Below are 12295 nucleotides of genomic sequence, written 5' to 3'. Positions count from 1 at the left end.
TATGAAAGTATCTGCGAGTGATCCGCAAGCTGTCGGGACAGGTTTGCGTGCCTTGATGGTTGTCTGCGCTTTAGCGGTTGTTTCGCTGCTTTACCTGCCTTTGCCCATTCTTGACGTTTTGAAGCAAACGCATGGCATTGATGCGACAGGCATGGTGAGTAGCTTTGGATTTGCTTACGCAGCCGGATTCTTAATTTTTGGCCCACTTTCGGATCGTTTGGGTCGTTGCACCGTCATGGTCGCAGGCCTGCTGGCCCTGGTGGGCGCGACGGCGGTGTTGGCCGTAGCAAGTACCTCTTTGTCCTTAATGATCGGTCGCGTGTTGCAGGGCTTGGCGGCTTCTTCTTTCCCTCCCGTAGCGATTGCCTATCTGGCAGAGCGAGGCAACCCACGCCAAAGAGTGTGGAGTGTGGCCTGGATGAGCACGGCGTTTCTTTCCGCTGGTTTGCTGGGGCAGATTTATGGCGGACTGGTTGCTGGACCTTGGGGCCTTGCGGCTGCCTTTTGGCCGCTGTGTCTTGTATTCACCTTGACGGCCTGCTGCCTGTGGAAGAAACCCGCTGATACGCAGGCAGGCCAAGGGTTAAGCGAATTTTTCGGCAATTACAAAGCCATAGGCAATTTGTTGGCGGATGCACGATTGCGCCGTGTTTACTTGCCCGCATTCTTCCTGCTGATGTGTTTCGTTGCTTTCTACATGACCCTGGATAGCAAACTTGGAATGCAATTTGCGCAGTTGGGGATTTCTCCTTTGATGACACGGGGCGTGGTGGCGCCTGCTTTTTTGATGCCTTTGCTGGTTGCGGTCGTAATGCCGAAGCTAGGGCCGCAGCGAACGTTGTGCGCTGCATTAGTTTGTGCTGCCACCGGCTTGGCCTTGAGTGCATGGGCTGGGGCGGAGCACCTGACGGCTTTGCTTGGCTCCAGTTTCCTGTTTGTGGCCGGACTGGGCATCAGCGTTCCTAGCCTGATTGCCCGAGTAGCAGGAGTCAGCGATACCTCGGTGCGAGGATTGGCCGTATCGCTCTACACCTTTGTGCTGTTTATTGGAGCAAGTCTGGGGCCATGGCTGGCTCAACAGACTGCGGATATGGCCTTGCAAGATGCCTGTCTCTTGTTTTCCGGATTGTTATTTGGCTGCGCGATCTATGCCTTTACAGGTGTAAAAAAAATGCCGGCCATCGTCAGGACAGGATAAGAAGTTTGAGCAATTTGCTCAGAATGAAAATTTGCTTCTTTATGAGCAGTTGTTAGGCATGTTGCATTTAAGTTTGATTTTGATCGGTCTGTGTGCCTTGAATTTTGTTCAGAACCTTGCAGTGATCCCGATCGCTGAGCGGGTTTTTCGATTCAGTGGGACAAGAGTCGTAAGCAGTCAGGGAGGGTTTTGAGCCTCCCTGATGCTTACTGTTTTGTTGCCAATTAGGAGTTTGCAACGATGCGAGTTCATTTTTCTCTTCCTGCTGTGCTTGCTGCAGTAACGCTGCAAGCGGTTTGGCTTGTTCCTGTGCAGGCACAGACCAGTCCCTCTTCTACGGAGAATGTCATGAGTACCACAATCAGTAATCCCGCCGCAGCCTTTGTTCCTGCGACTCATGGTCAGATAGCCCAACGTGCCGTCAATGTAGACGGAGAGTCGGTTGTCTTGACCCGCTATGAGCGTGAAGATGGCCGTAATGCCGGGCTGGAAGGGGAGCATTTCAGTTCCGTTGTGTCTGAGTCCGGACGTTTGAAAGGTTTTGCCAATATCTCCTTGGACTTGGTGGGCCGCCCTTTACCGAGTGCCGAACGCAGTGAGGAAATCGCGCGTGCTTTCTTGCAAGAGCATGCTCCTGATTTACTGCCGAAAATGGAGATTCATTGGGTCGATACCCATGATGAGCCGATTCACATAGAGCGAAATGGTCGTACAGAGACGGTGACCTTGACCGGGATGAAGGTAAAGGCCCGCAACCTGGAAGATCGTTTGTGGTTTTGGGTGATTGTTGGGCCCGATGAGCAGCCCATGGTGTTTGAGCGCGACATTACCTGGATCACGTTTCCCGGTCATCGTAAAACCGAGAAGTGGTTGCACGATAGCTGGCTTAAGCAGCACAAGACCAGCCTGACGGGGGGCAACAAGCTGGTTTAAAAGTCGGTGCAGCGGTTTGTTTGACTCACGGGTGACAAGCCCGTTGCTATGAATTAGATAGCTGTTTCAAAAGAGCAGTGTTGGTCATTCAGACCAAGGCTGCTCTTGTTTATTTTAAGCAGTGTTCAGCTTTTATTTCATACATGGAATATCGTTTCTTACCACTATTTTAATCTCGCCCCTTTTTAAGCGGACAAAACTGTCCGTATAATTTCGGAATGAAAAACCGGAATTTACCTAATCGTTCGGATGCATTAGAGCGGCGGGAACTGTTGTTGGCTGCGGCTAATACAGTATTTAGCAAGTATGGTGTCACGGCCCCTTTGGATCAGGTCGTGTCCCAGGCTGGCGTTGGCCGGGCAACCTTGTATCGCAACTTCCCCGACCGGGCCGCTTTGATGGAGGCGCTGCTGACACGCGCCGCAGACCGGATCGAGGAGCGTTTTCTAAGCAAGCGCAAAGGTAATGCCCAGGACTTCAAGGTCCTGATGCAAGTGCTGGCTGGATTCGCGCTGGAGTCCGCTCCCATGTCTGATTACTGGAAGGCCATTGATCCGGGTCACCCCGCGATTGTGGGGGTTCGGGCGCGTCTGGTTGAACTGGCGCGCGAGCCGCTGGAGAAAGGGCAGGCCGCCGGTCAATGCAATCCCGCTTTACAGCCTACGGATATTCCTTTGTTGATTGGAATGCTCGCTGCCAGCTTACGGGGGCGTACGGACAAGGAACGCCTGTTGTTTGTAAAGCGTTCGCTGCAGTTCTTGTGCGAAGGCGTGCTTGTGCAAGTGGATAGCCATGCTCCTGAATGGGAGCCTGAATGAGTCAGTACATCAAGCCGCACCCGCATTGGGAGGACCACGAAAAGCCTTTCATGCCGGGCTCTCCATCGGCTCCTCATCATGAGTCGCATATACGGGTGGCGTATGGTCTGGTCGCGATACTGGTTGGTCTAACGGGCGGTTTGGGCAATGCCTTGGTGTCGGTTAATTTGCCGACGTTGCAAGGGGAGTTGGGACTGACTCCGTCCGAGGTCGCCTGGTTGCCTGCTGCTTATGCGATGGTCAATATCACCGCCAATCTGCTGGTGTTCAAGTTTCGGCAGCAATATGGCATGCGTCTGTTTGCTGAAATTGGCTTGGGGCTTTATGCCGTTCTGGCGCTGCTGCACTTGTCTATTGATAGTGCCGAGTCATTGATTCTATTGCGCGGTGCCAGCGGTTTTTCTGGGGCGGCTGCCAGTACCCTGGGTGTTTTGTATATGTTGCAGGCTTTTCCCAGACGCCTGCTGGGCAAGGCCTTGGTGTTAGGAGTCAGCATCACGCAGTTGGCAACCCCCTTGGCCTGGGTCTTGTCGCCGTCGCTGATTGAGCTGGGGAACTGGCATGGGCTGTATAGCTTTGAAGCGGGGATGGCCTTATGTGCCTTTGCCGCGGTTGTGCTGCTGAAACTGCCCCCTGGTTATCAGATCAAGGCTTTTGAGAAACTGGACTTTCTGGCCTTCGCCTTATTTGCTCCGGCGGCTGGTTTATTGATTGCGTTTTTAACGCAGGGTTATATCCGCTGGTGGTTTAACGATACGAACTTGGCCTGGATGGCGATAGGTTCTTTGTTCCTGTTCACCCTCTGCTCGTTCCTGGAATATCACCGCGTTAATCCCCTGGTCAAAGTGCGTTGGTTGGCTCAAGGCTCAACGATTTATTTTGCGGTGGGCGCCATGATTTTGCGCTTCATCACGACCGAGCAGAACTATGGCATGGTCAATATGCTGCGCACGCTGGGCATGGGCTCGGAGCAGATGCAGCCTTTGTTTTGGGTCGTTTTTTTGGGCATTGTCTGCGGCATTGCGCTGAGCGCAGTGACCTTTGGCCCCAGGACGATTCTGGTGCAGGTATTTACTGCCATCTTACTGATCGGCATTTCCAGCTTCATGGATTTTGGGCGTACCAGCATGGACCGCCCGCATGACTTTTTCTATAGCCAATTTGTGCTGTCTATTGGCGCAGGCATGTTCATGGGGCCTTTAGTGATGATTGGCTTTAAACAAGCCTTCAAGTACGGCCCCGACCATATCGTGACTTTTATTGTGCTGCTTAATGTCACCCAGACCTTGGGCGGCTTGCTGGGCACAGCCACCTTGAGCACGTTTGAACAGCAGCGCCAGCAGCATCATTACGCGGCCATTGTCAGTCATTTGAATGTGGCTGATCCCCTGGTGGCTAACAGGTTAAAGCAGCAGCAACTGGCTGTGGGCTCCGTCATTACAGACCCGGTCTTGCGGGCAGCTACAGGTACGGCCCAGCTGGCCCAAACCGCCCGCCGAGAGGCCAATGTCCGGGCTTATAACGATGTTTTCTTATTGATTGGCATCTTGGCTACCGGCTTTTTATTGTGGCCGGTGCTGTTGGCCGCAGGCCCCGCTATTCAGTCCAGACGCGCGAACGCGGCATCTGGCACTTCTTCACATTCTTCAACGTAGTCCGTATTTATGAGCCAAGACACTTCATCTGAAAATCAGGATCGCAGCACTGAGCTTGCCGCACCGACAGACTCAGATAACGATGGCAAACTGGGTCCGAGCAATGCCTCTTCATTGCCGCCCAAGGTCATTAAACCCAGCAAACGTAGCGTCATTGTGATGGTCTTTGTCTTGCTGGGTGGCTTGCTGCTTATTTTGTGGGCCTGGAATCTGGGGCCTTTCAAAACTACTCGTATCACCACAGACAATGCGTATGTACGCGGACAAATGACGGTGCTGGCGCCCCAGGTCAGTGGTTATGTGTCCGAGGTGCTGGTCCAGGACTTTGAGCGGGTTCAGGCTGGCCAGCCTTTGGTGCATATCGATGACCGTATCTATAAAGAAAAGCTGAACCTGGCACAGGCGCAGTTGGATGCCGCGTTGGCTGAGCTGGCAAATCTGGATCAGGCGCAGGCGCAAAACCAGGCCAGCCTGGATGCCCGCAAGGCGGTCTTGGTGTCGGCCCAGGCTGAAGCTCGCCGTGCCGAGGTGGATCGTAATCGGGCGAAGGAGTTGGCCGGTAAAGGTTCGATCTCGGTGCGCGAGCGTGATCAGGCGGTTGCAACGGCAGAACTGGGGCGCGGCAATATGCTGCAAGCCAAAGCGAATATTGCTATTGCGGAAGAAACCATCAAATCGACACAGGTGTCACGAGCCAATTTGCAGGCCAAGGTGAAGTCGGCCGAAGCCTCGCTGGGTTTGGCTCGTATTGATATGGAAAACACCGTGGTGACCGCTCCGGCAGATGGTCAAGTCAGTGAGGCGACGGTGCGCCAAGGTCAGTATGTGACAGCGGGCTCGCAACTGCTGTTTCTGGTTCCAGATGTCCGTTGGGTGGTGGCGAATTTCAAGGAAACGCAGACGGCGAGGATTCATGTTGGCCAGCTGGCACGCTTTACCGTTGATGGGCTGGATGGCGCAGAGTTTCAGGGCCATGTAGAGCGTATTGCCCCGGCGACCGGTTCTGAGTTTTCTGTTCTGCGCGCGGACAATGCCAGCGGCAACTTCACCAAAGTGGTTCAGCGCTTGCCTGTACGGATTGCCATTGATGCCGATCAGCCGGGCAGTGATCGTTTGCGGCCCGGCCTGTCCGTGATTGCCAAGGTGGATATTGCGGCGGAGCACGATACAGCCGGGGAGCGCGGTCAATGAGTTTATCTGCAAGAATCTATGGCATCGCAGTATTGAGTGGTGTGACGCTGTTCTCTGGTTGCATGCCTGCCTACCGGGCTGCGCCAGAGCAAGCGCAGATAGCCGCGCCATCAGGGTGGATAGGCTCGTCTTCCGAAGGTAGCGTTGTCGATTCTGCCTGGTGGAACGCTTATGGTGATCCGGCTTTGAGCGCTGCCGTAGAAGCCGCATTGGCGCGTAATAACGATATCTTGGGTGCCGCTACCCGTATAGAACGGGCCAGGGCCGAGCTGCAGTTGGCGGACTCATCATTCGGCCCTTCGCTGTCTTTTGATACTGGCGCACATGCAGAGCGGGCCTTGGGCCCCAGCGGGATGGCGATCAGCCGGGCGGTACAGCCAGCCGTGCAGTTGAACTGGGAGCTGGATTTATGGGGACGCTTGAGCTCTCAGGCCAAAGCGGCGGAGTTGAGTTTGTCTGCCACTCAGGCAGATTACGATGCCATCGCCTTGAGTGTTGCGGCCGAGACGGCCCGTACCTATATAGGTCTGTTGGGTTTGGATGCGCAATTGCAGCAGGCCAAAGCTACTTCTGCATCAAGGGCTGAGGCTTTGCGATTGGCGCAAGAGAAGTTTGATGCGGGCTATATCTCTCAGTTGGAGCTGACCCAGGCGCAGTCTGAACTGGAAGCCGTGGAGCAGCACATTCCTCAGCTGGAATTGGCGATCAGCCGCCATCACAATGCTCTGCGTTTGCTGTCTGGGGAATTGCCTGCGGCATACGAGCAGAACACGGGTTCTGGCTTGTCAGGCTTGTCCTTACCGGCGCCGGGCTCAGGTTTACCGTCCGAGCTACTGCGCCGCCGTCCTGATATTGCGCGCGCAGAGCTGGGCTTGGCCTCCAAGGACGCAACCCTGGCTGCAAGCCGGGCTGCTTTTCTGCCGCAGCTTGCTTTGTCGGCACGGGCAGGGGCCTTATACGTCAGCGCGTTAAGCTACGACCCAAGCAAAGTCTGGAGTTTAGGTGGCAGTATTTTGGCCCCTATCTTTGACCGTGGGCGTTTGCAGGCGCAGTTTGACTCCGCAGCGGCTCAGCGTGATGAGGCCGCCTTCGCGTATCGCGGTGTTGTTTTGACTGCTTTCTCGGAAGTAGAAAATGCCTTGGCGGGGCAGCGTCGTTTTGCGGAAGAATTAAGCCATGTGACGGCGCGACGCGATGTGTTGAAACGCTCGCTGGAACATGCGCGTAATCGCTATGAGGCGGGCTATGCCTCGTATCTGGAACAGTTGGATGCGCAGCGCAATCTGTACGAGGCAGAGAACCAGGTTATCGCCGTGCGCGAGAGCCAGCTGCAGAATATGGTGGATCTGTATAAGGCGCTGGGCGGTGGTTGGGATTATGCAAAGACGGTGAAGCCTGAGTAGCTGGGTTCCCGCAACAGCAGCTCCAGTAGTTGCGCCACTCCCTGCTACTGTGCCTGCACCTACAATTATTGCTCCCGCAGAATCCGTCGAATTTCCAGAATCGCTTCCGGCGTCTCCTGCACACTATGCGAGAACGGAATCACCAGTTCCGACGTTGCTCCTGGTAGGTGGGCGCTTTGATAAGGCACCAACCCGTCATCGGAATACAGCAAGTCTTTCTTGGGCGTGTCGTTGGCAATAATGCTGTGATAGCGCACCTGCGTGGAGATCGCCATTTTGGACGTAATCTGGATGAAGGGATCGCTGTCGCGCAGGCTCTCCACTCCATTGGGCAGAATCAGCATTTCCTCTTTGGCAGGCGTATTGCCGACGGCTACCTGGCTGAGTTTATTGAGCTGAGTCACCACCGTCACCGGTAAGGTAATCAAGGCCGCCGCCAAGCGTGAAATCCGATTCCCCGCAAACGGTGTGCCCTTGTGAGGAGCCGCAATGAAAATGGCGGTCGTTACGCCGGGCAAGGGTGAAAAATGCACAACACTGCCAAACTCTTTGTTCATCTGGGCGACGCTGACATCATCCAGTTGATAGCGGTCTCTGGCTGCATCTTCCAAAAGATTGTCCGATGACGAGACCAGTAAACGACCGAGCACCCCACCCATGCTGTGGCCGATGACCACAATATTGTTCGAGGCAATAGCTGTTCGATTCGGGTCGAAGTGCTGGAAAGTCTCCTTCAAGGCTTTCCGAATCTCGGCATTGTTGTAGGGCAGCGGTAGGTTGGTCGGGTAGTAGACCTGCCAGATTTGATAGCGGCTGCGTAGTTCCTCATCACCCAGCACTTCATTGGCGACATTAATCCAGGCTTCGGGGCTGCTGGCCAAGCCGTGCAACATGATGATGACGCGACGATCAGGGTCATAAGGTTGCAGCAGAAAGACATGTGGGGACTCAATCCCACCATCACGCCCCAATACCGTACGCAAAGCCTGGGTCGAGAAGTCCGAGCGTGCCAGCCAGAGTCCATAGGCTGACGTAAAGTTAGCGGCTAAGGGAACCTGTACATCCTTTAACTGAACGCTGTTCTGCTGGTAGGGGTCATAGCCAATAATTGTCGCGTCTCGGGTTTGCAAAACCTGGGACAGCGTTTCTCCAGGGAAGGTAATGATCCCCGTCACAGCTTGAAAGGGTGGTTCGCTATAGGTGGTCTGGAAGATGGATGGGGTGATGTTTTCAGAGTCGTTTACCACCACCATCTCGGCCCCAAAGCCGTCGCGTCGGTAAATGCTGCGCACCCCGCGAAAGGTCAACTGTGAGGCCGGGATCAGTTCATGAGGCGGAGGGGCAGAATCACCCCGCACCTGGGTCAGATCACCTCGAATACGCCACTTGCCAATCTCAATGGTTTTCTGGAAAGCGAAACTGGTGTCGTGATACTTGGCGAACAGCAGCATGGTTGCTTGCTGAACCGAGTAGTTGTAGTAGTCACGAACTTGGGTCTGGCGATCCTCAAACGCCCGGTCGCCCGGCCTGCGATCCGTGAAGAACAGGTAGGCGTAGGCATAGCGTGCGCTTTGCAGATAGGCATCGAACAGCTCGACCGCGAACTCTGGTCGGGCATTGCGCCGTCCCTGCAAACGTAAGGCTTCTTGCGTCCAGATCTCGGCCAGCGTGGCCATGCGCTGTTCGGTATCCAGATTCCACAGCTCTGTTAGCCGGGTCGTGCAATGGGGGATGTCTTTGGCGCATTGCTCGGGAACGATGGCTAGACTGGTCAGCGTGTCGCGTGCAGAAGCACTGAGCTTGCGGGTGGTAAGAATATCGCCACGACGCTGGGCAATGTAATCCTCGGTGCTGACCGTGGCTATTTTGACGCCAGCGCAGCCGCTAAGCAGTAGGGCCAGGAAAGTAAGAACCCCTACCGTGTAGAGCCTACGTCTGTACCCACCAGATATAAGCCGCATAAGGCTGGCTGTGATGGCTTGTACCGGTGCAAGGTCAAGCAGCGTGGTCCGTACAGGATTGATCAAGGCCATCACTTTATGGAGTGTATTTGTCGGTATGTTTGGGAGGGGGGCGCTGAGCGCCGTGATACGGATTCAAGCAGCGGAGTGGCTATTCAGGACCGGCCGCATATAGAGCGGCAATCAACTATTTAGCTGATCATATCCGTGTTCGCTGTGTGCGAAATGCGATATTAACCTATAGGCGTGGCGGCTGGCAGCAGCCAGGCTTTGGCTGTGCAAAGAGGTTTTAGCCTTCTTTGATGCGAGCCCGGTAGGCGGCCGGAGGCAAGCCGAAGAACCGTTTGAAGGCGCGTGAAAAGTAGGCAGAGTCACTAAACCCCCACTGGCACGCGATATGCGCTGCCGGTGTATCCCATTTGTCTGGAGAGCTCAGTTCGGCGGCGCAGCGTTCCAGGCGTCGTCGCAAGGTATAGCGTTGCAAGGTCTCGTCGCCTTGCTCAAATTGTCTATGTAGCTGCCTGACAGAGATTTTCAAGCGGCTGGCCAGTTCTTTGGGGCTGAGAGGCTCGCGCAGGGTTTGCTCAATCATGCGCTCTACTAGACTACGCAAATCATGCTTGTCGGGCGTTGGACCGTTCTTTAACAAGGGGGCCAGAAGCGTGATCAAGGTGTTTTGCAGCGACGTGCCGTGTTGTGGGGCAAGCGGGGCATAGGCCTGCGGGGTCATGACGCTTAGCTGACGCAGCAAAGATTGCAGCAGTTGCCCATGAAAATCGTTTTGCTCCAGCTTGCCGAAACGGTTCGCGTAGAAAGGCACGTACTGGTCAAAGGCTTGGCGGTCCAGATGTACCGATAGCTGATTAATTATGTCCGGCGATCGCATCTCGTATGGCTGGGCGGAGTCCAGCAAGGCCAAGTCTCCGGGACGCAAAATGAATTGCTCGCGATCGGTGCGAATGGCCATGGTGCCCTGACGCTGCAGGACTAAAAAATAAAAGCGGTCATCGCCGCGAGTAAGGCTGCCGTGTTCGCAGCGGACAAGGTTGGCGTTGGTGCGGATGTCAGCGATGTCCAGTCCGCCGAAGTCATGTACCTGAAAATTCCCAAAAAAGGGCTTGTCCTTACTGGGACGGCACGTCACCAATCGGCTACATACTGCCTGGACCAAATCGTTCCAGTGCTCGAAAGCATGCCGGTTTTGAGTAGTCATGGATGATCGTCTCGAGAGATTGCATTCCTCTTGAAATATTCTACCGATCAGCGGGGGGCTTGCTCCTATGGTTTTCACTTAGTTTGGCAGGCAGGGTCAAGCCTGTGTCTTGGGGAGTCAATCGGCTCGTTGTATGTGCTTCTAGAATCCTCAAAAAATGTCTTTTTAATTGAGGCTTCAATATGTCCAGACAAGAGTACGACTATATTGTGATAGGGGGCGGCTCGGCCGGCTGTGTGGTGGCAACGCGCCTGATTGAGCAGAATGCCGGCACTGTGCTGTTGCTTGAGGCGGGCGGGCCCGATAGCAGCCTGTTTCACACTATCCCGGCAACGGTTGTTAAGGTGTTCCAGCAAAAGTCTTGGCCGTATATGACGATTCCCCAGCCTCACTGCAATGGCCGTGAAATGATTATTGCGCAAGGCAAAGTGCTGGGTGGAGGCAGCTCGGTTAACGGGATGATTTACATCCGTGGTCAGCAAGAGGATTTTGATGAGTGGGGTGTGCCAGGGTGGGGCGCTCGGGATGTCCTGCCGTATTTCAAGTTTGCTGAAGACAATGAAAGTTTGAGCGGTGAGTATCATCAGGCAGGCGGCTACTTGGGTGTCAGCGAGAACCGTTTCCGCCATCCTATGACACAGGCTTTTGTGCGCGCTGGCCAGGAGATGGGGCTTGCGTATGTCAATGACTTCAATGGGGCATCCCAGCAAGGGGTAGGCTACTACCAGACAACTACGCGTTCCGGAGAGCGTTGCAGCACGTCCAAAGCGTATTTGAAACGCGTGCGGGGCAATGACAAGCTGACTGTGATCACGGGAGCCTTGACGCATAAGGTGCTGTTTAGTGAAGGTCGTGCGGTAGCGGTGGAGTTCAGCGAAAAGCAGGGGAGTGTGCAAACGGCCTGGGTGCGCAAAGAGGTCGTTATTAGTGCGGGCGCCTTTGGTAGTCCTAAGATTTTGATGCAGTCTGGTATAGGCCCTAAAGAGCATTTATCCGTGTTGGGGATCGATACCTTGATCGATCTGCCGGTTGGCAAAAATCTGCATGATCATCTGCATTTGTCCCTGAATGCGACTACTCATGCCAGCAATAGCCTGCTTGGCGAGGATAAAGGCCTGCGCGGCATTAGTCATATGTTTCAATGGGCGGCGTTTCGTAGCGGCTTGCTGACCACGAATGTCCTGGAGGGTGGGGCCTTTATTGATAGCCTGGGTGTGGGCCGCCCGGATATTCAATTAATGTTCTTGCCCGTCCTGGATAACTTTGACAATACGCCGGGAGAAAAGCCACCTGCCCAGGAGCATGGCCTGACCGTCAAGACGGGGCACGTTCGGCCCGAAGCTCGAGGGCAACTGCGCTTACGCAGCAAAGACCCCCAAGAACAGCCCCTGATTGATCCCAACTATTTGGGTACACAGGCTGACTTGGAAGGACAGATTCGGGCGGTACAGGTAGGGCTTAGGCTGATGGAGCAACCGTCGCTTAAAGCCTTGATCAAGAAGGTGACTGCGCCGGAGGAGATGGACTGGCGAGACACCCGGGCGCTGGAAGTGTTTGTACGGCAAAACATCAAGACGGTCTATCACCCAACTGGCACATGCAGATTGGGCCACGATAGCGCTACCTCAGTGACGGATTTGGATCTGCGAGTTCATGGGGTGCCTAATCTGCGCGTGATCGATCTGTCGGTTTGCCCCATGGTGACCAGCGGCAATACCAACGCGACGGCCATCATGATCGGAGAACGCGGAGCGGCTCAAATATTGGGTCGGCCTTTAGCAGCTTCCAACCCAGGGCCTATCCGTGAGCCAGCGTCCTGGCTGAGAGAGGGTTAAGCGTTTAGCCAAGGAACTAACAGCCATGGAATTATGTTTTTGTGGCTGTGTAAGCACTAGCAGCAGACAAGAAAAAGCCCAAACCGAA

10 protein-coding genes are annotated in these 12295 nt (G+C 54.8%); 7 read left to right on the top strand and 3 right to left on the bottom strand.

From position 1 onward, the window contains the following. Nucleotide 1: 1 nt before the first annotated feature. Nucleotides 2–1198: an MFS transporter gene (locus IE156_RS04370; protein ID WP_189391219.1), complete on the top strand. Its 1197-nt coding sequence runs from the start codon at nucleotides 2–4 to the stop codon at nucleotides 1196–1198. Between the two features lie 67 nt (nucleotides 1199–1265). Here the strand turns inward: IE156_RS04370 and IE156_RS04365 are convergent, their stop codons facing one another. Next, a complete protein-coding gene (locus tag IE156_RS04365) occupies nucleotides 1266–1517 on the bottom strand; it encodes a hypothetical protein (protein ID WP_189391453.1) in 252 nt (83 codons plus the stop codon). Nucleotides 1518–1546: 29 nt separating this feature from the next. On the opposite strand from IE156_RS04365, the gene IE156_RS04360 reads away from it, so the two are divergent. The 5 genes from IE156_RS04360 to IE156_RS04340 all read left to right on the top strand — a co-directional run bounded on the left by IE156_RS04360 (nucleotide 1547) and on the right by IE156_RS04340 (nucleotide 7198). Beyond that, a complete protein-coding gene (locus tag IE156_RS04360; protein WP_229840976.1) occupies nucleotides 1547–2131 on the top strand; it encodes a hypothetical protein in 585 nt (194 codons plus the stop codon). 218 nt (nucleotides 2132–2349) lie between these two features. Then, complete coding sequence (locus tag IE156_RS04355) at nucleotides 2350–2949, top strand: TetR/AcrR family transcriptional regulator (RefSeq protein WP_189391217.1); 600 nt, start codon at nucleotides 2350–2352, stop codon at nucleotides 2947–2949. Beyond that, entirely contained in the window at nucleotides 2946–4604 is a 1659-nt protein-coding gene (locus IE156_RS04350; RefSeq protein WP_189391216.1) for an MFS transporter, read from the top strand. The genes IE156_RS04355 and IE156_RS04350 overlap by 4 nt, the downstream gene beginning before the upstream one ends. A gap of 9 nt (nucleotides 4605–4613) precedes the next feature. After that, entirely contained in the window at nucleotides 4614–5795 is a 1182-nt protein-coding gene (locus tag IE156_RS04345; protein WP_189391215.1) for an HlyD family secretion protein, read from the top strand. Next, nucleotides 5792–7198, top strand: coding sequence for an efflux transporter outer membrane subunit (locus tag IE156_RS04340; protein ID WP_189391214.1), 1407 nt, complete (start codon nucleotides 5792–5794; stop codon nucleotides 7196–7198). The genes IE156_RS04345 and IE156_RS04340 overlap by 4 nt, the downstream gene beginning before the upstream one ends. A gap of 65 nt (nucleotides 7199–7263) precedes the next feature. On the opposite strand, the gene IE156_RS04335 is transcribed toward IE156_RS04340, so the two are convergent. Continuing rightward, nucleotides 7264–9159: an esterase/lipase family protein gene (locus IE156_RS04335; RefSeq protein ID WP_229840974.1), complete on the bottom strand. Its 1896-nt coding sequence runs from the start codon at nucleotides 9157–9159 to the stop codon at nucleotides 7264–7266. 289 nt (nucleotides 9160–9448) lie between these two features. Next, nucleotides 9449–10372, bottom strand: a complete 924-nt coding sequence (gene feaR / locus IE156_RS04330; protein WP_189391212.1) for a transcriptional regulator FeaR — start codon at nucleotides 10370–10372, stop codon at nucleotides 9449–9451. A gap of 182 nt (nucleotides 10373–10554) precedes the next feature. Here feaR and IE156_RS04325 point away from each other — a divergent pair, with 182 nt between their 5' ends. Next, complete coding sequence (locus IE156_RS04325; protein WP_189391211.1) at nucleotides 10555–12207, top strand: GMC family oxidoreductase; 1653 nt, start codon at nucleotides 10555–10557, stop codon at nucleotides 12205–12207. The last annotated feature ends 88 nt before the right edge of the window (nucleotides 12208–12295 follow it).

Source organism: Alcaligenes pakistanensis (genome assembly GCF_014652815.1).
GTDB lineage: Bacteria > Pseudomonadota > Gammaproteobacteria > Burkholderiales > Burkholderiaceae_B > Alcaligenes > Alcaligenes pakistanensis.
The sequence above is the reverse complement of the archived record's forward strand: the minus strand, read 5'-3'. Positions and strand labels throughout refer to the sequence as shown.

Coding starts and splice junctions, on each gene's coding strand:
- feaR (WP_189391212.1), bottom strand. CDS start 10,372: ATGACTACTCAAAACCGGCATGCTTTCGAGCACTGGAACGATTTGGTC.
- IE156_RS04345 (WP_189391215.1), top strand. CDS start 4,614: ATGAGCCAAGACACTTCATCTGAAAATCAGGATCGCAGCACTGAGCTT.
- IE156_RS04370 (WP_189391219.1), top strand. CDS start 2: ATGAAAGTATCTGCGAGTGATCCGCAAGCTGTCGGGACAGGTTTGCGT.
- IE156_RS04360 (WP_229840976.1), top strand. CDS start 1,547: ATGAGTACCACAATCAGTAATCCCGCCGCAGCCTTTGTTCCTGCGACT.
- IE156_RS04350 (WP_189391216.1), top strand. CDS start 2,946: ATGAGTCAGTACATCAAGCCGCACCCGCATTGGGAGGACCACGAAAAG.
- IE156_RS04340 (WP_189391214.1), top strand. CDS start 5,792: ATGAGTTTATCTGCAAGAATCTATGGCATCGCAGTATTGAGTGGTGTG.
- IE156_RS04355 (WP_189391217.1), top strand. CDS start 2,350: ATGAAAAACCGGAATTTACCTAATCGTTCGGATGCATTAGAGCGGCGG.
- IE156_RS04325 (WP_189391211.1), top strand. CDS start 10,555: ATGTCCAGACAAGAGTACGACTATATTGTGATAGGGGGCGGCTCGGCC.
- IE156_RS04335 (WP_229840974.1), bottom strand. CDS start 9,159: ATGCGGCTTATATCTGGTGGGTACAGACGTAGGCTCTACACGGTAGGG.